Source organism: Leptothoe kymatousa TAU-MAC 1615 (assembly GCF_018739865.1).
Lineage (GTDB): Bacteria > Cyanobacteriota > Cyanobacteriia > Phormidesmidales > Phormidesmidaceae > Leptothoe > Leptothoe kymatousa.
The window spans coordinates 141,978-163,932 of sequence record NZ_JADOER010000005.1 but is presented as its reverse complement, the minus strand read 5'-3'; the positions used below and the strand labels follow the sequence as shown (position 1 = coordinate 163,932).

Annotated in this window: 17 protein-coding genes; 9 read left to right on the top strand and 8 right to left on the bottom strand. The window is 50.9% G+C overall.

What is annotated here, in order from left to right; all coding sequences use genetic code 11:
• Positions 1-103: 103 nt before the first annotated feature.
• The gene (locus IXB28_RS08180) at positions 104-2,623 is read right to left on the bottom strand and encodes a GAF domain-containing sensor histidine kinase (RefSeq protein WP_215618078.1); all 2,520 of its coding nucleotides are present in this window, start codon (positions 2,621-2,623) and stop codon (positions 104-106) included.
• 328 nt (positions 2,624-2,951) lie between these two features.
• Between IXB28_RS08180 and thyD the strand changes: the two genes are divergently transcribed.
• Positions 2,952-3,875 carry a thylakoid membrane protein ThyD gene (gene thyD / locus IXB28_RS08175; protein WP_215618077.1) on the top strand — a complete coding sequence of 308 codons (924 nt, stop codon included), beginning with the start codon at positions 2,952-2,954 and terminating at the stop codon, positions 3,873-3,875.
• 76 nt (positions 3,876-3,951) lie between these two features.
• Here thyD and IXB28_RS08170 read toward each other — a convergent pair whose 3' ends face one another.
• Positions 3,952-4,524 (bottom strand): thioredoxin family protein, encoded by a 573-nt coding sequence (locus IXB28_RS08170; RefSeq protein WP_215618076.1) that lies wholly within the window; start codon positions 4,522-4,524, stop codon positions 3,952-3,954.
• Positions 4,525-4,579: 55 nt separating this feature from the next.
• On the opposite strand from IXB28_RS08170, the gene IXB28_RS08165 reads away from it, so the two are divergent.
• Both IXB28_RS08165 and IXB28_RS08160 read left to right on the top strand, forming a co-directional pair.
• Positions 4,580-4,984, top strand: a complete 405-nt coding sequence (locus tag IXB28_RS08165; protein WP_215618075.1) for an NIL domain-containing protein — start codon at positions 4,580-4,582, stop codon at positions 4,982-4,984.
• Between the two features lie 8 nt (positions 4,985-4,992).
• Positions 4,993-5,424 (top strand): hypothetical protein, encoded by a 432-nt coding sequence (locus IXB28_RS08160; protein WP_215618074.1) that lies wholly within the window; start codon positions 4,993-4,995, stop codon positions 5,422-5,424.
• 615 nt (positions 5,425-6,039) lie between these two features.
• Here the strand turns inward: IXB28_RS08160 and IXB28_RS08155 are convergent.
• The 3 genes from IXB28_RS08155 to IXB28_RS08145 all read right to left on the bottom strand — a co-directional run bounded on the left by IXB28_RS08155 (position 6,040) and on the right by IXB28_RS08145 (position 9,412).
• The gene (locus IXB28_RS08155; protein ID WP_326520986.1) at positions 6,040-6,684 is read right to left on the bottom strand and encodes an IS630 family transposase; all 645 of its coding nucleotides are present in this window, start codon (positions 6,682-6,684) and stop codon (positions 6,040-6,042) included.
• A gap of 50 nt (positions 6,685-6,734) precedes the next feature.
• Positions 6,735-7,157 carry a helix-turn-helix domain-containing protein gene (locus tag IXB28_RS08150; RefSeq protein ID WP_215618073.1) on the bottom strand — a complete coding sequence of 141 codons (423 nt, stop codon included), beginning with the start codon at positions 7,155-7,157 and terminating at the stop codon, positions 6,735-6,737.
• A 1,361-nt stretch (positions 7,158-8,518) separates the two neighbouring features.
• The gene (locus IXB28_RS08145; protein ID WP_215618072.1) at positions 8,519-9,412 is read right to left on the bottom strand and encodes an alpha/beta fold hydrolase; all 894 of its coding nucleotides are present in this window, start codon (positions 9,410-9,412) and stop codon (positions 8,519-8,521) included.
• A 946-nt stretch (positions 9,413-10,358) separates the two neighbouring features.
• Between IXB28_RS08145 and IXB28_RS08140 the strand changes: the two genes are divergently transcribed.
• On the top strand, positions 10,359-12,038 hold the full coding sequence (locus tag IXB28_RS08140; protein WP_246559691.1) for a phosphatase PAP2 family protein: 1,680 nt from the start codon (positions 10,359-10,361) through the stop codon (positions 12,036-12,038).
• Between the two features lie 277 nt (positions 12,039-12,315).
• Positions 12,316-13,782, top strand: coding sequence for an ankyrin repeat domain-containing protein (locus tag IXB28_RS08135; RefSeq protein ID WP_215618071.1), 1,467 nt, complete (start codon positions 12,316-12,318; stop codon positions 13,780-13,782).
• On the opposite strand, the gene IXB28_RS08130 is transcribed toward IXB28_RS08135, so the two are convergent.
• Together IXB28_RS08130 and IXB28_RS08125 are read right to left on the bottom strand one after the other, a co-directional pair.
• Positions 13,757-15,028: a M16 family metallopeptidase gene (locus IXB28_RS08130; protein WP_215618070.1), complete on the bottom strand. Its 1,272-nt coding sequence runs from the start codon at positions 15,026-15,028 to the stop codon at positions 13,757-13,759. The genes IXB28_RS08135 and IXB28_RS08130 overlap by 26 nt on opposite strands.
• A 62-nt stretch (positions 15,029-15,090) precedes the next feature.
• Positions 15,091-16,392: a M16 family metallopeptidase gene (locus IXB28_RS08125; RefSeq protein ID WP_215618069.1), complete on the bottom strand. Its 1,302-nt coding sequence runs from the start codon at positions 16,390-16,392 to the stop codon at positions 15,091-15,093.
• Positions 16,393-17,413: 1,021 nt separating this feature from the next.
• On the opposite strand from IXB28_RS08125, the gene sds reads away from it, so the two are divergent.
• The 3 genes from sds to IXB28_RS08110 all read left to right on the top strand — a co-directional run bounded on the left by sds (position 17,414) and on the right by IXB28_RS08110 (position 20,046).
• A complete protein-coding gene (gene sds / locus IXB28_RS08120) occupies positions 17,414-18,385 on the top strand; it encodes a solanesyl diphosphate synthase (protein ID WP_215618068.1) in 972 nt (323 codons plus the stop codon).
• A gap of 132 nt (positions 18,386-18,517) precedes the next feature.
• A complete protein-coding gene (locus IXB28_RS08115) occupies positions 18,518-19,480 on the top strand; it encodes a carbohydrate kinase family protein (protein ID WP_215618067.1) in 963 nt (320 codons plus the stop codon).
• A gap of 74 nt (positions 19,481-19,554) precedes the next feature.
• Entirely contained in the window at positions 19,555-20,046 is a 492-nt protein-coding gene (locus tag IXB28_RS08110; protein WP_215618066.1) for a CYTH domain-containing protein, read from the top strand.
• Between the two features lie 15 nt (positions 20,047-20,061).
• Here IXB28_RS08110 and IXB28_RS08105 read toward each other — a convergent pair whose 3' ends face one another.
• Positions 20,062-20,784 (bottom strand): carbonic anhydrase, encoded by a 723-nt coding sequence (locus IXB28_RS08105; RefSeq protein WP_215618065.1) that lies wholly within the window; start codon positions 20,782-20,784, stop codon positions 20,062-20,064.
• Between the two features lie 261 nt (positions 20,785-21,045).
• Between IXB28_RS08105 and rnhA the strand changes: the two genes are divergently transcribed.
• Positions 21,046-21,906 carry a ribonuclease HI gene (gene rnhA / locus IXB28_RS08100; protein WP_215618064.1) on the top strand — a complete coding sequence of 287 codons (861 nt, stop codon included), beginning with the start codon at positions 21,046-21,048 and terminating at the stop codon, positions 21,904-21,906.
• The last annotated feature ends 49 nt before the right edge of the window (positions 21,907-21,955 follow it).

Here is a 21,955-nt window from a genome sequence, read left to right as displayed (position 1 = left end):
TCCCCCAGAATTTGGAAGAGGGGGCCTCGATGATATCTGAAATTTAAGTAGGTGATCCTACTTAAATGCTTAGCTCATCCGCTGGAATAAAGTTTCGGATGGCTTATTCGGTATTGTTGCCTGTGTCGGAGAGTAGGGTCTCTTGGATGAGACTATGGTGCTGGCAGGGGAGTTCCACAATAAAGGTGGTGCCTTCTCCTAGGGTTGAAGCACAATCAACTTTGCCGTGATGGTCATCGGTCACAATCTTGTAGCTCATCGATAGGCCCATGCCGGTGCCAATGCCTACGGGCTTCGTGGTAAAGAAGGGGTTAAAGATTTTATCCTTTGTTTCTGTTGTCATGCCAATGCCGTTGTCTTGGATGGCAATGGTGATAGTCTCTGGTGATAGCACCGTTGTTGTGATGGTGAGACGCCCATGGTAGTCAGGTGATTCCTTTTCTTGCCGTTGTTCGATGGCGTCAATGCCATTGACTAATAGGTTCATAAATACCTGGTTTAGTAGGCCGCCGTAGCATTCAACGAGTGGGAGTTCGCCATAGTTTTTGGTTACTTCAATCGCTGGGGTGCCAGCGCGACCGTTTAAGCGATTTTGTAAAATTACGAGCGTATTATCAAGATTTTCGTGCAAATTGATGGCTTTATAGCCTTCTTGCTGGGCATGGGAGAACGTCCGCAATGATTGTACGATTGCTTGAATCCGGGTGGCGCCAGTGTGTATTGACTCGATCAATTTGGGGAAGTCTTGCAGTGTATAGGAAATGTCGGCGGTTTTAATAAAGTCCGTGATTTCTGAATTGGGTGTGGAGTAATGTTTTTGGTAGAGAGAGATTAAGTGAGATAAATCATCCACATATTCTAGGCAGGGTGCTAAATTGCCATAGATAAAGCTGACGGGATTGTTGATTTCGTGGGCCACACCCGCGACAAGGTGGCCGAGGCTCGACATTTTTTCTGACTGTACTAGCTGTAGCTGGGCGTCTTTGAGCTGTTGATAGGAGGCTGCTAGGTCGGCGGTGCGGGCGGCTACTTTAAATTCTAGTTCCTGGTTTAGGGTCTCAATGGCGTTAATTGCTTTTTGCCGTTCTAGTTCAGCTGAGGCACGGGCGGCAAAGGCTCTCATCAGCTTTTCTGCCCGTTCGGAATGCTCTAGTGGTTTACGGTCTAGGACACACAAATGGCCGATCACTTCGCCTTTGGAATCTTGCATGGCAAACCCAAGGTAGCTTTCTGCACCTAGTTGTACCAAGTCGGCATCTTCCGGAAATAATTCTTGAAGAGACTCTCGACAGTAAAATTTTCCCATTTGTACTACGGGTTCGCAGGGGGTGCCGGCTATGGGATATTCGAAAGGGGGCTGTAGAGACTTGTCGATGATAAATGCTAGGGTGCGTAGCTTGTCCCCATGGCGCTCGGTCAGCAGAGCATGGGCCACCCCTAACGACTCTACTAGCAACTTAACGGATGTGGGAAAAAACTCCGCGCCTGTTTTTGTGGCGGTGACATCGAGGGTTTTTTGCAGTTGTTGTTCTGCTTTGCGCCGTTCTTCTAGTTCTAGCTGGGCCCGTTCATAGGCCTGGGCTTGTTGCACTGCGATCGCAACTTGCACCCCAAGCTGACGTACCAATTCGATTTCTTCTGGCTGCCATTGCCGTGGGATGTCCTGTTCGCTGGTCAGCAACAGGCCCCAAATTTCCCCTTTGACCACAATGGGCACCATCATCTTAGAGCGAATGCCAAAACCAGATAGCATCGCCTGGTGGCACACCGTCAGTTCCATTTCATAAATGTCATTGACGATGCGAACTTTCCCTTGGCGGTAGGGTTCTAGCCATTCGGGGGTGACGCAGGGGTCGTGCACTTCACTGTGGAGTACGGAGCGCTCTGGATGATCTACCGATTCGGCAATGACCTTGCCGGTTAGATCTGGGTTGAGGCGATAGGTAATGACGCGATCGCATTCCAGCACCTTGTGCAATTCGGTCACCGTTGTATCTAACACAGTTTGCACATCCAAGGATGAATGCACTTGAGCGATGATTTTATTCATCACCTGCTCTCGCTGCATTAGGCTTCTGGGGTACTTGGGGGTAGGTTTAGATGTCGATTCAGAAAATTCTGGGTCAGGCACCATGGCTGTTGCAGGCCGAATTTGGCTCGCCAAGGCAGCAGCATGAACTTCTTCATAGGTGAGCAGCCCTGCTAGCTGATCGTGCCCATTGAGAATCACAATGGGCCGCATGCGGTGTTGCCGCAGTAAATTTAGAGGGGTATGGAGTTCGGTGAGCGCCGACTCCGCCAAGGATGCAAAGGGCTGGAGAACAAGATCGGCAATGGTGGATTGAGCTGACCGTTGGCGGCTGTAGGCAAGCAGGTCTTGGACCGTTAGCACACCCAGGATTTTGGTGGGCGTCATCACGACTAGATAGCGCCATCTCAGTTCGTCGTGGAGCTCGCGTGTGACAAAATCTACCCGATAGGTATTCAGTTTTTCTGGGGGAACTTGACCGGGCTTGTGGGGATTTTCTAAATATGCGATTGCCTCTTCAATCGTTGTCTGTGGCGTCACGACTTTTGGGTTGCGGGTAATGGCAGATTTTAGATCGAGAACAACAGAAGACATCTGATGGCAAATACTCAGCGATTTAGGAGTTCTGGCGTTGCGCGTCGCTACCGGGCCAGTTCTACACTTATTTAACGTAGAGTGCCCGTCACAATCCACCAAGATTCATGCATTTTCTGGGGATTTGTCAGGGGGCACAATAATGGAAATGCTGGGCCAGCTTGGAACGTACTCGTGCCAGGATTCGTAGCGTTGGGATCTACCCTTAGGAAGTCGGCGAAAAACCACTGAAAACCTTGATTCATAAGAGTTTGGTGCGAAGTTTGCGGCTCTACTGCTACCATTAAAGAAAAAATAGCTGTGTAGCCGATCCAGGGAGTAATAAACGATGAAAGTGGCAGTAACTGGGGCAACGGGATTTGTGGGATCGCGCCTGGTGCAGCGACTTCATGAGCAGGGTCACCAGATTAAGGTGTTGGCCCGGAACCCGGAGCGGGCCAGAAAAGTGTTTCCACCCTCTGCATTCCAAAATGTGGAAGTAGTTGGCTACAGTCCCCAGGAATCTGGCGATTGGCAGGGGGAAGTGTCTGGCTGTGATGGGGTGATTAACCTAGCCGGGGAGCCCATTGCGGAGCGCTGGACCCCTGAACGGAAGCAGGAAATTATGAACAGCCGCGTGGTGGGTACGGAGAAATTGGTGGAAGCCATTGGCAAGGCTGAGGTGAAGCCGAAGGTGCTGGTGAGTGCTTCAGCCATTGGTTTCTACGGCACCAGCGACACGGCAGAATTTTATGAAACCAGTGAGCCGATCAAACAAGATTTTTTAGCCGAGGTATGCCAAGGCTGGGAAGCGGCGGCAGATAAGGTGACTAGCTATGGCACTCGTTTGGTAACCATTCGCATTGGCATTGTGCTAGGCATGGGGGGTGCGATCTCAAAAATGCTCACACCCTTTAGGCTCTATGCCGGCGGCCCCATCGGTAGCGGCAAACAATGGTTTTCCTGGGTACATCGCGATGACCTGGTGAGCCTATTTATCAAAGGGCTGACGGACGGCACCATGGATGGCACCTACAATGGCACGGCCCCTAACCCGGTGCGCATGTCTGAGCTGTGCGATGCCCTGGGCAAAGTCATGAATCGTCCGTCTTGGCTGCCGGTGCCCGACTTCGTTATCGAAACCTTGCTAGGAGACGGAGCCATTGTGGTGCTTGAAGGGCAGAAGGTATTGCCCGAGCGCACCCAGTCCACCGGATTTTCCTATGCCTATCCCAAGGTAGAACCCGCTCTGCGAGAGATTGTGGTGGAATAACCCTGGCCCCTAGAAAATACAAAAAATCCCCCGTGGTCTGAACTCTTCGGGGGATTTTTTATGCCACATATACCGATTACTGCACTACCTGGGCCCCATGGCTACGTGGATCATCCGCTGACCCCGACATATCTAAGGCTGACTCCACTTCCGATGCTTGGCCTTCCGCTTGGGCATAGGGCAGCTTTTCCCCTGCCATCAGGGAGGTCAGGTTACTGGCCAGGACGGCTCGGGGAATTTCACCAATGGCTGCACCGGCATCATTGCCTTGGTTATCGAGAAACACAAAGTGGGGAATCCCATCTACTCGATAGTGCAGCATTTCTGGTAGCCACTTAGAATTGTCCACGTTCAGCATGACGAAGTTTACGTCCTGCTGATAGTCACCTTTCAGCTGTTCCAGGTCCCCAGCCATGGCCTGGCAGCTAGTGCACCAGTTGGCATAAAACTCTACTAAAGTGGGTTTTCCATTTGCGATCGCCTGATCAAACGGTACCGCAGCTTCCGCCATATCCGACAAAGATGCCGATGGGGTGCGGGTTTGCAGCCCCAACACAACCGCCACACTCAGCAGCACCGCCACCAAGACAACCACAAAATTTCGCACTTGTTGTGCCATACCACCAGATTCAGGGGAGTTAACCGACATAGAATAAAAAAGCGCCCATGGGCGTCCTTACAGCCTTTCCTATTAGTCTAGCGGAATGAAAAAGCGCGTCACCCTCACATTTCCAAAACAGACGGTGAATATGCCCATCACCTATCGGCTGGCAAAGGACTTCAATGTGGCTGCCAATATTATTCGGGCCCAGGTTGCCCCCAACCAGGTGGGCAAAGGAGTTATCGAACTATCGGGCGATATCGACCAGCTCGATGAAGCCATCGAATGGATGCGCAACCAGGGCATTGGCGTATCCCTATCGAGCCGCGAAATTCTAATTGATGAAGACCTCTGTGTGCACTGCGGCTTATGTACAGGGGTTTGCCCCACAGGAGCCCTCAGACTAGATCCAGACAGTTTCAAACTCGTCTTTAATCGGGCCCAGTGCATTGTGTGCGAGCAATGTATTCCCACCTGCCCAGTGCAAGCAATTTCCACCAATCTGTGAGGGCAATCATGAAAAAACTGCCCTGGCTATCGTCCCTGTTGCTTGTGTTGGCCTATATGGGGTTTGGTGCGTTTTTGCACTCCCGCCATAGCTCTGACCTAGTGTGGTGGTTAGCCCTGGGCCACGCTGCCATCGAATCTGCTTTGCTGACGGTGATGTGGAAACCTCTGCGCAACTTTTTCTTACTGGGGTTTCAGTCCGACGTGGGCTATACCGTCATGGCTCTAGTCATGGCTTCCTTAGCGGTCGTGATTGTGTCCTGGATTCAGATTTTTATCTATTTTCTGGTGATGTTGGCCGCAGCTCTATTACTGCGGGTGGAGCTGTTAATTCGCAATATTGGCAACAGTTTGTCCTTTGTGACGCTGCTGTTCATTTCTGTCATTGGTTTAGGGCTAAGCCGGCTAGCGACGGAGCTACCGATTTATAGTTTGCACTGAATGCCCCGATGGTCATGACTATGGGGCCTGTGGTTGCGGCCACTCTGTTGTGTCGTCCTGAAATGTAGACGTTTTAGAAATCGGCATAGAACACCCTACATCTAGGCCATGGTTAAGCGATTCTAATAACAAGCACAAGCGTTTAACTGTTGCCCCTACCCTGTTGCACCATTCGGTCGCAGGGTACTTTTTTGGGCATTTTACAGTCTTCATAGACTCGTCTTAGGCAAGAGAAATCAATACACAGCTTTTCAAGCTGGTGAGCGGTCAAGACTCAGATTTGGGAGCGATGAGAATCGCTTACAACGTGGCTGCACCTCATCACGATTCACCGACTCAATTCCAACTTTTAGCGTTGACGCTGCACTAGGCATCAAGAACTTAGGCGTCTGCATGAAAATAATCTACCTCTTTGAGACATGTTTGAGGTGTGCTGTCCCCCTTACGAAGGGGGACTTACAGGGGGTTATCGACAGTTAGCGCTATCGGTCCAGACCCCTCCGCCTACGGCACCTCCCCTTCTTAAGGGGAGGAGGTCCTACGGCATATTCTGTGATGGGGATTTTATTTATGTGCATTCCCCTTAGTACTTTGGAAAATAAGTTTTCTGCCATTTTAGAGAGTCTTATCTTCTCGAATTTTGAGATAATGCTTCTGAAATTTATCGCGTGCAGCCTCCAGCGAAAATTGCCAATTGATGCGGATACGCTGGTCATGCCGTTCTTGCACCAAGGCGAGCACCTCTTGCTCTAATTGGTCTTGTGTGGGAATGCGCTGATGCAAACAGCCTCTAGCCAGTGCAGAAAACTCGATTTCAATCATATTGAGCCAACTGGCTGACTTTGGGGTGTAGTGAAACTCAAACCGTTGGGCTAAAGCAAAGGCCTCCTCAGGGGTCAGGTATTCATAGAAAGAACTGGCATTATGGGTGTTGAGATTATCCTGCACCACCTGGATTTTGGCAGCATTGGGATAGCGAGCAGCTAAGGCTTGAAAAAACAGGGTGTATTCTCGTTTGGTTCGTCGCGTATGCACCTGAGCCAACCGCTCACCAGTCAGCGGCTCAATCGCCGCAAGTAATGAACAAGAGCCATTTTTTGCATAGGCATAATGCTCTTTTTTAGCCTGCCCAGCTTTGATGGGGAATGGCTTCATGACCTCACCAATCAAAAAGCACGGGCGTTCATCAAAACACACCACTGGATAGCGTGGAGTATAGGGGCGAGCATATAGCGCTAATAGATGTTCCATTTTGGCAATAAAGACACTGGTGAGCGCCCCAATACACCACGTCTTTTTGAGATGAGGTTTTAAGGCATTTTTTTAAGAATCTCACGCACCTGAGTGTGGGAAAGATGCTTACAGTAGTTCAAGTCAACGGCTCTGTTTGCTAACAGCCGTAACGTCCAGCGCGCATGCCCCGTTGGAGCATCACTGCAGGCTAGGGCAGTGACCTTTGCTCGTTGGCCGCCATCGATTTCAATGGGACGACCGGGACGAGGCTTATCCGTCAGCATGGCGAGTCCCTCCTGTTGATAGCGGTCACGCCACTTTCTGACCGTGACCCGGTTAATCCCCAAGGTTTCGCAGACGGATTGAATGGTCTTGCCACGGTCCAATTCCAGCAGACCAGTCGCTCGTTTGAATTGCCGTGCGCTCAGTTGACCTTTGCTCAAAAGGGCTTCTAGCTCCCTGCGGTCAGTAGCGGTTAACTCAAGATGACGCTTGTTCATTGGCCTATTGAGAGAAGGAGGGACGTTAATTCAGCCTATCGAACCCATCTGCAATATGGCAATAAATTTAATTTCCAAGGCACTTAGCAGTGTCGTGCGTGCAGCGCCTCCCTCGGAGTGAGTCTGGCTAAATTAGAATTACTTAATCGCCCAAGCCTTGGCCAACTATCTGGGGCTAGGAGATCTCACAAATGGATGCAGCCTTTGAAACGGCAATATCGATTTGTTGTTGGCCATCTAGAAAGTGACCTAGATCACAACATCAAGTGTCTTGGCTCACATGTCTGAAAGCAAGGCCCTATGTGGATTATGGACACTCTAGAAATCGGCATAGGACAAATAGCTTAGGCAATGGGATTGCGCGATTCTAATAACAGCACAAGCGTTTAACTGTTGCCCCTACCCTGTCGCACCATTCGGTCGCAGGGTACTTTTTTGGCAATTTTTAATTGGATGCCCATTGCAACATCTGTACCGTAGACCGTTGAAGATGTTGCGGCGATTACAAAAGAGTCTTTTGAATCAGTTAAGTATCCTGGCTTACATTTTGTTCGTTGATGTTAATAAAGTCAGGACGTTCTAAAAACCGGCATAGGACAAATCGCATGCCCCGATATTTAAGCGATTCTAATAACAGCACAAGCGTTTAACTGTTGCCCCTACCCTGTTGGACCATTTGGTCACAGGGTACTTTTTTGGGCAGGGAAAAGTGAGGCATTATGTTTGTTTTGGGCCTAACCCCTGGCATCCCTGGGGATGGGGAGTAGGTGCAATCTCCCCATGCTGTTCCCTGAATGTTTATTGGTGGGCTGTCCCCTACTGTCGAACATACACGCTCGTGCCCGACCAACGTAAAAGCACTCTAGCAAACGTATGTAGCAGATCTTTCTGTACGCTACAACCTATCCTGTGCAAGGCTGCGTGCTTTGCCATAGATGGCTTCTAAGTGGATGAACTCAATATCTGATAGCTAATTGGGGCAACCGACCTAAATAATAAAAACAGCCATAAAGCTGTTCGGCTTTACGACTGAAATATAGGCTCAAGTGGAACGATGGACACTCTAGGAATCGGCACAAATGACCTATTTTAGAATTTGGCCTAAGTCATTGTATTGACAGCACAAGCGTTTAACTGTTGCCCCTACCCTGCGTTGCATAAGCTTCCAGGGTACTTTTTTGGCTGTTATTTCTCGTAAGAATTCACTACTTGGCCAAAGCGGCAAATACTTAATGCAACAGATCAACCTGCTACAAAGAAATTACACCCTTTTTGCGATGGACGTTGAAAGCGGAGAGATGTTGGTGTCAACATCTGCTCGTTGCAAGGTGGAAAGCGGTTAGCTGTTGTATCCAATGGGATTAAACAACTGCCGCCTTCCGCTGCACCCATTCGCTAATCAATGGATTAACCAATTCGGGTGCTTCATCCTGGGGGCAATGGCCCACTCCTTCGAGTGGTATAAATTGTTCGACGCTCTCATATGTACTGAGTTCCCGACCTAGGGCAATAGGTTCCCACGGGTCGTCTTCTCCCCACAGCATTAACACTGGACAAGTGAGCTGGGGCAGCAAGTCTTCAGGCAACGGGCCTTGGGAATAACTAATAAATGCTACAAATACATCCACCGCTGCTGGATCGCGGGCAGGCGCTAACAACAGCTCAATCAGTTCGTCATTCACCGCTGCTTTGCGACCATAGGCCTGGCGCAAAATATTTTTGAGTGTGCGGGGCTTCGCCAAACGGGCAAAGAAAAATTTGCCGATGGGCTTGTAGTTAAGGATGGCCTGAATAAGTGGGGTGGGGGCACTGCGATACCAGGGCAGGGTGGACCGCTTGCGATCGTGCAGTAGCCTGAGGGAGCAGTCTAGAACGATAAGACCGAGTACCTGGGCTGGAGCCATGGTGGCGGCTTGCATGGCAACGATGCAGCCGATGGAGTTACCCACCAGATAAACAGGCTCACCAATGATTTCCTGGCAAAAGTCCAGTACCTGCTGTCCCCAGGTTTCGAAGGTGTAGTCTATGGGGTGCCCCGGTGCAGGCTTAGCCGACTGGCCATAGCCGATGAGGTCAATGGCGTAGACACGGTTGGTTTGCCCGAGCTCGGGTAGGTTTTTGCGCCAGTGGTCGCTGTGGGCCCCAAAGCCATGGATGAGGAGTAGTGGTGGGCCCTGGGTACCTGCGGTTTGGTAGCGGATGGAAAAGCCTTGCCAGGTCCAGAAATGGGTTTGGGGGGTAGCTGGTTGAGTCATTGATTGGGCAGGGCTGTGGGTGGGTAGATTTTTTATTGCTGTTTTGATTATTGCGTACTGTGAGGTGGGGTGGTTAAGATTCTCGTGGTTAGTCTTGGTTGGGCTGTTGAGGAATAGTTGTTTTGTTTGGATTCTGTTGTTGGTTTATTGTGTTTGCGAAGTCTGGATTAATCGCAAGAGAATTGCTGTGCAAAACGAGGCTTTCTTGCATACTCAGCGATAACCATGAACCATAGATCTCTATCTGTCTGTTTCAGACAAAACCAGGAGACAGGGTTGCCGAATAGTCAAGGCGGGTTAGCCTAATCTGTTGTCCCCGTTTAGCATAGCGATACAAGTCTTTGCCCGATGACCATGGCGGGACGGTTTTTTTCTAGTGCCTAGGCTCTGCTTGATCACATTTTCTATGAGGCTCTAGCCTCTGCCTGTATCTGGTGGTGGCAGAGCCACAGGTCTTCGCTCTAGGCAGAGCCTAGGAGCGAGGTTACGGTGACTTTGTCCTTACTATAAAACAACTTTTCCCATAAGTACCCTGGTGGGTACTGTCGGATCCAGAAACTCTAATTCCATACTGTTTATATCAACGCTCAAAAAAGTAAAGGTCACAAAAATATTGTCAAGATCACTTACTTTATAGAGCCGGTCAAGGTCTCAAAATCTACTTTATTTGTGCTAAAAATCCCAGTTGAAAAGCGTTAAAGGCTGACTGACCAAAATTCCTTGTGGAGATTGGATAGAACGCAGTGAACCCCAACGCCTGAAACGGGTTTGTTGGATTACGCTAGCGCTAACCTACAGTAGTACAAGGGTTTCGATTGTTTTGTTAGTTAGCCAGGCGTTCAAGGTTTCCCATGGGTGCCTTGCGGCTTTCGATCGGGCTTTGGCAACAGATAAACCAACTTTCTAATCTCACTTATTCAACCATACTTCTTTAGGAGATCTTTTAATGGAAGATACTTCACCCACTATGCATACATCCAACTCAAAAGATCGCAGAGATCTTCGAGAGCGTCGGCGCGCTGCAAATGAAATTCGCCGAGAAGTTGGTAAAAGTGCATCGGATGAATTTATTGTTACTGTGCCACCTGATAATGGTGATGAAAAACGCTACGAAGACATTGGCTTTACTGGCTTTGCCTCGTTTACAAAAGCGCTAAAACATAATGCAACCAATGGCTTTGTAGAACCCTATTCATTTAAGTCGCTACTAAAAGCCATTGATGAGGGCACCCAGGCTGAGTTTAACAATGTGAAGCTGGGCGGCGGCGAGCGCTTGCTTGCCAACCCCTTAAATGCCGAGTCTTTTCAGCTTATTGGTAACGACTCCAACGGTGCGCGTATGGCGGCGGCACCTCGCTTTGATAGCCGTAATACGGCGGTTGATATGGTCGAGCGTTACTGGATGGCCCTATGCCGCGACATTCGCTTTGATCAATATGAGAATAGTGAATTGATCAAAGCGGCCTGCGCAGACCTCAACAACTTGGGCTTTGAGCAAGAGTTTGGCTTTGCTTGCACACCCCAGACCATTTTCCGTGGTCCCTATGCTGGATGTGCAGATGGTCCCCATGTTTCCCAGTTTCTGTTGCAGGATGTACAGTTTGGCAACCAGACAATTCGCCAGCGACAGCGCTATCCTAAGGCCGGCTTGGACTATATGACCGATCTGGACACCTGGAACCAGGTGAACAATGGCGACAGTAATCCTTCTGGTTCCGATATTCTGGAAGGGGAGCGTTATATTTCCACCCTGCGGGATGCGGGCCAGTGGGTGCATCTGGACTTTCCCCACCAGTCTGGTCTGTGGTCTACCATTATGCTGCTAAGTCAGAATGCAGCGATCACTGATGCTAGCCCCTATGCCAATGGTGACATCAAAACATCCTACGCGTTTGGTAGTTTGGGTGGTCCAGATATTACGATTCAGTCTGGTTTGGCTGGTGTGTATGGCTTGAAGCATGCCTGGTTCCAGAAGTGGTGTGTGCACCGTCGCCTGCGTCCTGAGGTCTATGCCCAGCGTTTGGAACTTTTCCGCCGTGGCATTTTGGGGAGTTCTCCCAATACCCCCTTTAGCGATGAGAAATTTGTTTCTCTGTTTGGTGCAGGGGCCGATGTGTGGCGTACTACAACTGTTCTGGACTATGTGCTGGAGCATAACAAACAGCAAAATATTGCCCAAAAACGGGGCGATCAGGCGGGCACTTGGCTACTGCCCATGGGCTTTCCCGAAGGTTCTCCCACCCACCCTGCCTATCCCGGTGGCCACTCTGTCTTTATTGCAGCGGCTGCAACTGTGGCTAAGGCGTTCTTTAAGGATGGTCCCTTCCCTTGTCCGAAGGTGCCGGTGGATGGGGGGGAGCACCTGGGTGATTGCTACGATTCCCTCACTATCCACGGTGAGCTGAATAAGCTAATTGCCAATGTGACCCTATTCCGCGACGGTGCTGGGATGCACTGGCGCACGGATGGTACCACCTTTGGTTCTAAGACAATTGTGGAGACCGGTGGCAACCTGCTGGGTGAAAAGCTGGCAGTGAGCATGCTGCGGGATAGTAAGGCGACCTACGCTGAAGAGGTGGGCCAGTTCCAGTTCCAGGGCATCGGTGGTAACACTATCCAGGTTTAGAGTCTGCGGTTATGTCAGGGCGGGTACTTGTGCCTGCTCTGACAAGCTGGAGGCCACTGCCCGGCATCTACCAGTGAAATAGAGAGATTGGTAATTAAAAACGTAGGCGTTGCTGATCTTTGGGATGATTTTGTTTGGCATATCCACATAGTGGGCCAGCCTGTTGAATTATTTCGTGATTAGCAACGGTAAAACGGATGGCAAACGCTGTCCGTTTTTTCTTTTTATGGGCACCACGCCTTGCGAAATTGAGGCGCCCCGTTGTGGAGTGTTGACTATGAAAGATTTCCTGAAACTCGATCAATCTCCTATACACTATGCCGCTGCCCTCGGTGATAGGGGTGCGATCGCTGACTTACTATCCACCGGTGCAGATATTAACGCCAGACTGGATGCGGCGGAAGGCTGGGGTATTTTTTACCTGGGGGTGACACCGCTGATGGTGGCGGCTTGCTCTCCCTACGGAGCCACTGTTGAAACTCTACGTTGGTTACTGGACCACGGTGCTGATGCCACATTGCCAGCAACGGGCAAAATTACGGCGGCTTGGTACGCTGCCGGGGCTGGTATTTTTATGGATTTGGCAGCCGACATAGACCCCGCAGACCATGGGGCACGACTGCGGCTGTTGCTGAGCTTGGGGGCAGACCCAAATGAAACTGCGGACAATGGCCGATCGTTATTAATTGAAGCCTGCCGCACCGGAGACTCGGGGCGAGTGGCCCTACTTTTGGAATATGGGGCAGCGGTGGAGCCCCTATTGGATGCTGTTGCCGATGACTATAAGCGGTTCTGGGCCGAGGGCTGTAGCCCGTTGTCGTCCTACCAAATTCCGTTTTTTAATGCTGTGAGTTCAGGTTCTGTGGATTGTGTGCAACGGCTGATGGATGCTGGCGTTGATATTCATGGGCGCTCTAATGACGGGGCCACTGCGCTGATGTGTGCTCGGCATTCGGCAGTGGTGCAGATGTTGCTCGATGCGGGCCTCGATATGAACATCCTGCGCAAGCAAGGGTGGGCTGCGTTTCAGGAGATTTTGGAACAGTATGGGGAAGATGAGGACGAGGAAGCGGAGATTGTGCGATCGCTCCAACTTCTCATCCACCACGGTGCCGACATCAACGCCACCCAGCGCGGCAAGTCCCGCCTTTACTATGCCGCCTTTGCCCAAAACCCATTTGCTATCCAGCGACTATTGCACCTAGGCGCAACGCTAACGGCAGATTGTTTAGGTGCCATCACCTGGCATGGTAATGCCGACTTTGAGCCAGACATTGCCCGGGCCATCGATTTACTGGTGGCAGCCGGAGCCGATATCCATGCCCAAGATGCGGCGGGCGATACCCTATTGCACAATGCCACCCTAGAGTATGCCTTTCCCCCCAGTGATGAGAACTATTTTGGCTCCAGCGATGGTTGCAACTACACAGCGGTCCATTGCTTACTGCGCCATGGGATAGATCCCGATCCCGTCGGCACCCATGGTCGCACGCCGCTGATGTTGGCGGCTATCTCAGCCTCGGCGGACACCCTGCGAGATTTGTTAGCGGCTGGGGCCAATCCCCAGCGGCAAGATGCAGCGGGCCAAACCGCTGTGGATATGGCTCGTCGGGCATATGCCGAACTGCAATCCCAGGCCGATGAGTACACCACGCCTAAGGAGCGGCAGAGTTACCACACATACCTACAGTCGCGGGCGGCCTGTCTAGAGGTGCTAACTAACGCAGCGCTTCCACCGCAGTAGCAGGTCCCAAAATCGAAATATAGGAATCAACAAAGCAGCGTTTTGCGGCGTCTTGGGCTTGGTCGATGGTCACGGCGGCCACATCTGCTTGGAATGTGGTGTCAAATTCGGTGCCTAGACCCAAAATTTCATACCAGCCAAATAGCTGGGCAATTTGCCCATTGGTTTGTTTGCCCAGGGCATATTGGCCGAGCATTTTGTTCTTGGCCACCTGCAGCTCATTTTCGGTCAAGGGGATTTCACACAGCCGACGGAGCTCACTTTGCAGCCCATCTAGAGCCACCGATACGTTCTCTGGGGCGGTGCCAATATAGGAAACAAACTGGGATGGCCCTAGCCGGGTGGGATAAAACGCCGACACATCATAGGCTAAGCCCTGCTTTTCCCGCAGTTCCACAAATAGGCGACTGGATAACCCGTTGCCCAAATGGGTGCTCAAGAGCTTTAGGGTGGCAAAGTCAGGATGCTTAACGCAGGCGGCTAGGTAACCGATGATGATAAATGCCTGGTTGGTTTCTTGGGGGGTGACGATGCGATATGCGTGGGAATCCACTGCGGGTAAATTGGCCACAGGGGCGGGATAGTCTGGGGTGGACCAGTCCCCCAGGAGTTTGTCCACTAGGGCGACGGCTTTTTCTGGGGCAATGCGGCCCACAATCACCACCACCATGTTGTCTGGGCGAAAATGTTTTTGGTGGGCTTCGAGTAAGTGCTCTTGCTGGATGGACATGACGGTTTCTTCGGTGCCCATGCTGGAGAAGCCGTAGGGGTGTTGGCCGTACATGCCTTCTCGAAAATATTTGTAGGCCACACTAAAGGGCTGCTCTTGCATGGAGCGTAGCCCTTGGATGGTGAGCTTTCGTTCTAGCTCGATCTCGTTTTTAGGAAAGCTGGGCTCCCGCAGAATTTCGGTGGCCAGGGTGAAAATTTGTTCAAAGTCGGCGGAAACGGTTTTGACGCTCACCAGGCTATAGTCGGAGGCGCTGTCGGCCCCGAGGCTAGCGCCCACATATTCGACGGCCTCGGCAATTTCTAAGGAACTACGGTGGGCGGTGCCTCGCGTTAGCAGTGAGGTGAGGAGGCTAAAGATCCCTGCATTTTCTGGGGTTTCATTCCCCTGGCCGACGGGTAAAAACACACGGGCTGAGACGATATCAGCGGCCGGATTTTCGATGGCGATAACTTTTAGGCCGTTGCCCAAATGGGTGGTGATGGAGTTTTGCTTTGGGGCAGTGGATACAGTCACAGGTGTTGTGGTTACGAATCGGCAGAGAGGAAAGTTTGTTGTTGGTAAGGAAAAACCTAGGGCTATTGTGGAATCAGAGCCAGTGTGGCGCAATGGTTTGGAGAGAGGTATTGCTGCGCCAGGGGAAGTAGCTCTTGGGGGGAGTAGTCTTGCACATAGTGGGGATAGGCGAGGGACAACTCGGGGGTGGCCAGGGTTCCATAGTACCCGTATAGTCCGGCTAACTGACCGGGGGTTTCCATGGAAAAGGCATAGTCGTTACACAGTACACGCTGAGCCCGTTCTAGCTCTATCTCTGTAATGGGTATGGTAGCTAGGGAGGCGATGCGATCGCAAATCACCTGTTCTACTTCTTTTATATAGGTGGGCTCCAACCAAGACGACAACATAAATAAACTGCAGTCCTCTTGTACGGAAAAGCTGCTAGCAATGTCATCCACCCACTGACGATCTTCCCGCAGCTCCCTCACCAAACGCGATAGGCGGCCCTCAGCTAGGACCGTGGCCAAAATATCTAAGCCACAGGCCGCCTGTAGCTCACCCATGCCAGGCCCTAACCAAGCCATCATTAATCGGCCATGCTCTAGACGAGGGAGGGCGAGGGTTTGTTGAGTGTAGTTTTCTAACTGTCGCAGGGAGGCACTGGCGGCCTGCGGGCAAGCATCGGGTTGGGGGAACGTATGAAACGTTTTCTGCACCAGGTCTACCACGCGCTCACGGGATACCCCACCCGCAATCACCACCCGCATATTGCCAGGTTGGTAATAGGTGCGATGAAACTGCCGCATTTCTTCCGGCGATCGTGCTTGCAAAATCTCCGGCGTGCCCAGCACCGAGCGGCCATAGGGATGCTCCCCATAGAGCATTTCCGATAGCGTTTGAAACCCCACGGCATCCGGATCATCCCAGGACTGATGAATCTCTTCCACCACCACCTGGCGTTCCCGAATAAATTCATCGTCAGGAATAGCCGCCTGGAGCAACAAGTCGGCTAAGTAAGGCAGGGCATGGTCCAAATCATCCGCTGCGATGGTCATATAAAAATGGGCATAGTCGTGGCTGGTGGCCGCATTGGTTAACCCGCCCCGACTCTCGATTGCCGCATCAAACATACCGGGCAAAATTTTTTCAGTCCCCTTGAACACCATGTGCTCCAAAAAATGGGCCATGCCCGCCCAGGCCAAAGGTTCGTATCGCGCCCCGGCCCTAATCCACACGTCCACAACTACCACGGGCGTCGCTGGAATTTCCTGATGAATGACCGTGAGACCATTCGCTAGGGGAATAACACTGGCCGGGAATGGAAGGGGGCCCCCACTACCATCGAATAAATTGGAAACAGGCGGGTTGGGGGCTGAATTCAAATTGCTGTGTGCATACTGCAAAACTTCTGTCTATGCTAACGCCCCAAGTTGTTTTCGGGAATACATATCAAGCTGCTTTAAACAATCCATAAAACAATGGCCCAGCGAATCCGCTCGGCCATTGTGCTGAAAATAAACATAAGAAAAAGAGTCTAATCAAACGCGCTAAATCATGAATAGGCAAACTCATTGCGGCCAAAAAGAACCGTAGTTTACCGTTCACGTTTCACGTTTGCTCTCGACGCCTTAAAAAGTGCTGGATCGCTGTAAATGCAACATAGACGAGCAGCAGGTAGCTGATGGCTAATAGCAATATCAACATCGGGGTAAACGGGTGGGTCATTGACGTGGTAGAGGTGCGAGGGAGAACAAGGAATAACTACCTGCCAAAAAATAAGCAGGAGGAACTGACAGCTCAACGGCTGGTTCAAATTAAGTTCTAAATATTAAAAAAAAGCTCTAGTACTAGAATCACCTAGTGCCATATGTATCGCAGTATTGCTCGTCACTCTATGCACTAAAAAATACGTGCATACACTGAACAAATCTTCTACCAAGCCCTGCTAAAAAACACAGCAACAAAGACCTGGACAAATGACCAAGTCAGATAGTTGAGCAATTTCTTAGCTGCTAATCACAGTAGGCAGTATGTGCCTGGGCTAATGCAATACAGTCGCCGATAATTCCAGCAGTTCTAAAAGTCACGAAGAGCAGTTAGAACCAAGCTACTAAATACGAACTACCGAGCTTGCTATGAAATCTTTCAATTCCTAGGTATAGATTAACATAAGGATTTGTTATTTACCTAGAGTCTATTTAAAAAAAGAAATAGAAATATCTAATCAATGCTGGCCAGATACGTCCCTTTGTGTGTATGAGCGCCTGAAAATCTGTAAATCGCCTTGGGCAAAGAAGTTCCCAGATATTCTGAATGGATTGACGACACCAATTGAGACGTTAGCTTAGAATGAATATGGATTACTTAAAATTTCGTAATCAAGCTGTCTGAGCATTTCCTCCCATGACTTCAACAACATCGCTGTTTGCCCCCGTCGAAGCAGATCTCAGTCTGCTGACGGATAACCTTAAGCAGCTGGTCGGTGCTCGGCATCCTATTCTCTATGCCGCTGCGGAGCATCTATTTGGGGCCGGAGGGAAGCGTATTCGACCGGCCATCGTTTTATTGCTATCCCGCGCGACGGTAATGGAGCCAGAAATTCCGGCCCGGCATTTTCGTTTGGCTGAAATTACTGAAATGATTCATACGGCCAGCCTCGTACATGACGATGTGGTGGATGAGTCATCTTTGCGACGTGGGGTGCCGACGGTTCACAGTAGTTTTACTAATCGTGTGGCTGTGCTGGCCGGAGATTTTTTGTTTGCCCAGTCTTCCTGGCATTTGGCGAACTTAGATAATTTAACGGTGGTTAAGCTTCTATCTCGGGTCATTATGGACCTGGCGGAAGGTGAGATTCAGCAGGGTCTCAATCGGTTTGACACCACCTTGTCTATCGATGCCTATTTAATGAAAAGCTATTACAAGACAGCGTCGTTGATTGCTAATAGCTGCAAGTCCGTGGGCGTACTCAGTGGAACTTCGAATGTGTTGGCTGAGGCGCTATATCAATATGGTCGCAATTTAGGGTTAGCGTTCCAAATTGTGGATGACATTTTGGATTTCACGGGGTCTGAAGAGGTTTTGGGTAAACCGGCTGGTTCGGATTTGCTCAGTGGTAATTTAACGGCTCCCGTGCTCTATGCCATGGAGGAAACCCCCTATCTAACAACGCTGATTGAGCGAGAATTTGCCCAGTCGGGTGATTTTGATGAGGCGATGGCATTGGTAAAGGCCAGTCGTGGCATTGAGCGCTCTCGGGAGCTGGCATCGCTGCATGTTGATCGGGCCATCGAGAACTTGGCAGAACTGCCCCAGTCTGAACCTAAGCGTGCTTTGGAGGCCATCTCTAACTACGTTTTAAGTCGCCTTTATTAAGTTCAGGTGGGCTGAACGTACTCGGCCTTTGCCAGTCACAACTATGTGCTGGGACGGAAAACACTTTATACTTTCCGCTGGGAGTATATTGGGTTGGTTTTTGGTCGCTAGGGGCATGGTCCGGAGGAAAATATGGTCGGTCCGGTGAATCCAGTCATCTGTCTGGGCGAAATTTTGGTGGATAGTTTTTGGCCCGGTGGGGAGGAGACTAAGCTGTCATTGCCCGGTGGTGCTCCGGCGAATGTGGCCTGCGGGTTGTCAAAACTGGGCACGGCAGCAGAATTTATTGGGGCTGTGGGTGTGGATGCTTGGGGCCAAGCCCTCAAGCGTCTTTTGCAAGATTTGAATGTGGGCGCGCGGGGGTTGCAGCAGCATCCGACGGCTCCCACTCGCGAAGTTTATGTGCTGACCGATAGGGCCGGTGAGCGTTCGTTCGCTGGGTTTTCTCTGCCGGATCCGGCTGGGTTTGCCGATGCCCATCTGATTTGCGATCGCATTGATCCCCTACTGTTCAAAGGGGCAAAATATTTGGTGCTTGGCACCCTGGGCTTGGCCTATCCAGAGACCCGAGAGTCTATTTTGCAGGCGATTGATTGGATTAAGGATCAAAATGGCCATGTGGTGCTAGATGTGAACTGGCGACCCATGTTTTGGGAGAACCCAGCCCAGGCAATAGGTTTGGTGAAGGATCTGGTAAAACAGGCCTCGTTCTTAAAGCTTTCCGATACGGAAGCCCAGTGGTTGTTGGATACCACCGATCCGATGATAATTGCGGCGCAACAGCCCCATTTGGATGGGGTCTTGGTGACTGCGGGGGCGGCGGGCTGTCGTTACTTTTTAGGGGGCCACGCCGGTGAAGTGTCTGGATTTGATGTGGATGTGGAAGATACCACTGGGGCGGGGGATGCGTTTGTGGCTGGTTTTTTGCATCAGCTATGTACCCGTGGTCGCCATTGTCTTTTGGATGAAGAGACTGCCCATGAAATGGTGCGCTATGCCAGTGCGGTGGGCGCATTAACGACCACAAGGTCCGGTGCGATCGCGGGCCAACCCACCCCCAGGGAAGTCGACGCGTTCTTATTTTTGCGAAATTAGGTTTGTTCTCCCAGGGATGGTGTGCAACGCTATTGCCCATAGTGCAATGGCTCTGTTTATCCCTTTGAAAATTAATGGCCAAAGAAATCGAACGCAAATTTTTAGTGCAGGGCGATGCATGGCGTTCCCTTGCCACGGGCCGATACTATTGCCAAGGTTATATTCCCACCCAGGGAAAACAAACCGTGCGGGTGCGCATTATTGGCGAACAGGGCTACCTCACCCTCAAAGGGCCAACCGTTGGCATTAGCCGTTCTGAGTTCGAGTATCCCATTCCCTTAGCGGATGCCCAGGCAATGTTGGCAGAGCTTTGCGAGCAACCCTTCATTGAAAAATATCGCTACCGCATTCCCATGGGCGAGTTTGTGTGGGAGATCGACGAATTTTCTGGAGAGAACCAGGGGTTGCTACTGGCCGAAGTAGAACTGACCGATCCCGAGCAGGTCGTTGAGCTACCGAGCTGGATTGGCCAAGAAGTCACCGGAGACCCTCGATATTACAATTCCAACCTGGTGACACAGCCCTTCAAAACCTGGTCAATGGCCGACGGTGCTGAAAAGCAGTAGGTGAAAAACTGCTGTTTAGTACGATCCCTTGAAAATGCGTTGGGCTTGCTGACGGGCTAGGCGGTCTTCCCCTGGCATTTGGGAGGCCCCATTCCCATGGCTAAACTCTTTGCCGGGATCTTCAAACGGTGGCACAAATGCGTGGCGCTCGGCATCGTAGGCCAAAATGCGACCGTCATGGATGTTGTAGATCCACCCGTGGAGCGATAAGTTGCCCCGATGGAGCATGGAGCGGACGGCTGGGTAGGTGCGCAGGTTTTCAATCTGGGTCAGTACGTTTTCCGCCACTAGCATGTCTAGTTTGTCGGTTTTTTCGAGGTCGCTGTAGTTATCTTCGACTAGCTGGCGGGTGGCTTCCGTATGGATGAGCCAGTTGTAGACCAGGGGCATTTTTTCTTCCAGCTTGCCAATTTGCAGCAACCCCTTCATGGCACCACAGCTAGAGTGACCACAGACAATAATGTGGTCCACATTCAATGATTTCACGGCATATTCAATGGTGGCCCCTTCTCCACCGTTGGTGGCTCCAAAGGGGGGCACAATGTTGCCCGCATTGCGAATGACAAACAGCTCCCCCAGTTCGGCCTGGGTAATGAGTTCCGGCTGGACTCGGGAATCAGAACAGGTGATGAACAAGGCGTTAGGACTCTGACCCTTGGCCAGACTAGACATCAGTTTCTTATGGGCAGGAACATAGTTTTCCTGAAACTGACGCAGACCCCGCATTAATTTTTTCATCGTCGTTCGTCCTTAATTCCTGTGGGTTGGGCAATGCCTATAGTTTGTTATCCCATATCTTTAGAGGGCTAAGTGCAAAGTTTTACTTATTAGTGTGATTAGTCGGGTGGGCATTGCTCTCCATGGGGCAAACTTCGGCCTTTTAGTCCATGGAGTTGGAGGCGAATAATATCCGGATTTAGGATTTTTCTAGGGAGCTTTGATCAACGGTTGAAATCGTCGCTATGATGCGTAGGGTTTTTGTTTTTACACTAAATTTCTATGGCTGATTTGCCTGATATTAAGGCGATATATACGGATGGTGCCTGTTCAGGCAACCCAGGTCCAGGTGGCTGGGGTACGGTCATTTATTTTGAGAATGGTTCAGTGCACGAGCTGGGGGGCTATGAGCCGGGGACGACCAATAATCGGATGGAAATGCAGGCTGCGATCGCGGCCCTAGAATTTCTCCAGCAGCACGACTACGCCGCCGACATCGAACTCAACACCGATAGCAAGTATTTAATCCAGGGCATCACCCAATGGATGCGGGGCTGGAAACGCAAAGGCTGGAAAACCGCCGCCGGCAAAGCCGTCCTCAACAAAGACCTGTGGCTCACTTTGGATGACCTGACCCAAAGCCTCAAAGCCGACCAAAGCGTCGATATCGATTGGAAATACGTCAAAGGTCACGCGGGCAATGTGGGCAACGAACGCTGCGACACCATTGCCCGGTCCTTTTCACACCAGCGTGCCACCAGCCTAAACCAATCCATTGATGGCAGTAGTAAAGCTCCGTCCACTAAGGCCAAGGCCAAAGTTGCCCCTAAAGCTACCCCAGAGAAAAAATCTCCTCAACAAACAGAAATTCCCCTACCCAAAATTGACACTACCCTCAGCGATATGTCCGATACCCGCATTAACCGCGTTAGTAATATGCTCACCCTGCTACAAACAGCGGATGAGCTAGCTAAACAGGGCTATTTGATTACTACATCTGAGCTGGTGGTGCTCACCGGAGTGTCGGCGGCTGAACTAGCCAAACGCGGTGATGACTGGACCTGGCGTAACTGGACAGTTTCCTGCATTAGCAGCGAGTCCGACCCAGAAAAATTCTGGCAATTAGAGAGAATCGAGGAGTAATGCTTGGTTGCCCAACAGTGCTCAATGTCTAACTTCGGTGATGGGCTGT

Excerpts from the sequence above, each read along its gene's own strand:
- sds (WP_215618068.1), top strand. The coding sequence starts at position 17,414 with ATGACTTCAACAACATCGCTGTTTGCCCCCGTCGAAGCAGATCTCAGT.
- IXB28_RS08140 (WP_246559691.1), top strand. The coding sequence starts at position 10,359 with ATGGAAGATACTTCACCCACTATGCATACATCCAACTCAAAAGATCGC.
- IXB28_RS08160 (WP_215618074.1), top strand. The coding sequence starts at position 4,993 with ATGAAAAAACTGCCCTGGCTATCGTCCCTGTTGCTTGTGTTGGCCTAT.
- IXB28_RS08180 (WP_215618078.1), bottom strand. The coding sequence starts at position 2,623 with ATGTCTTCTGTTGTTCTCGATCTAAAATCTGCCATTACCCGCAACCCA.
- IXB28_RS08150 (WP_215618073.1), bottom strand. The coding sequence starts at position 7,157 with ATGAACAAGCGTCATCTTGAGTTAACCGCTACTGACCGCAGGGAGCTA.
- IXB28_RS08170 (WP_215618076.1), bottom strand. The coding sequence starts at position 4,524 with ATGTCGGTTAACTCCCCTGAATCTGGTGGTATGGCACAACAAGTGCGA.
- rnhA (WP_215618064.1), top strand. The coding sequence starts at position 21,046 with ATGGCTGATTTGCCTGATATTAAGGCGATATATACGGATGGTGCCTGT.
- IXB28_RS08145 (WP_215618072.1), bottom strand. The coding sequence starts at position 9,412 with ATGACTCAACCAGCTACCCCCCAAACCCATTTCTGGACCTGGCAAGGC.
- IXB28_RS08135 (WP_215618071.1), top strand. The coding sequence starts at position 12,316 with ATGAAAGATTTCCTGAAACTCGATCAATCTCCTATACACTATGCCGCT.
- thyD (WP_215618077.1), top strand. The coding sequence starts at position 2,952 with ATGAAAGTGGCAGTAACTGGGGCAACGGGATTTGTGGGATCGCGCCTG.
- IXB28_RS08105 (WP_215618065.1), bottom strand. The coding sequence starts at position 20,784 with ATGAAAAAATTAATGCGGGGTCTGCGTCAGTTTCAGGAAAACTATGTT.
- IXB28_RS08165 (WP_215618075.1), top strand. The coding sequence starts at position 4,580 with ATGAAAAAGCGCGTCACCCTCACATTTCCAAAACAGACGGTGAATATG.
- IXB28_RS08110 (WP_215618066.1), top strand. The coding sequence starts at position 19,555 with ATGGCCAAAGAAATCGAACGCAAATTTTTAGTGCAGGGCGATGCATGG.
- IXB28_RS08115 (WP_215618067.1), top strand. The coding sequence starts at position 18,518 with ATGGTCGGTCCGGTGAATCCAGTCATCTGTCTGGGCGAAATTTTGGTG.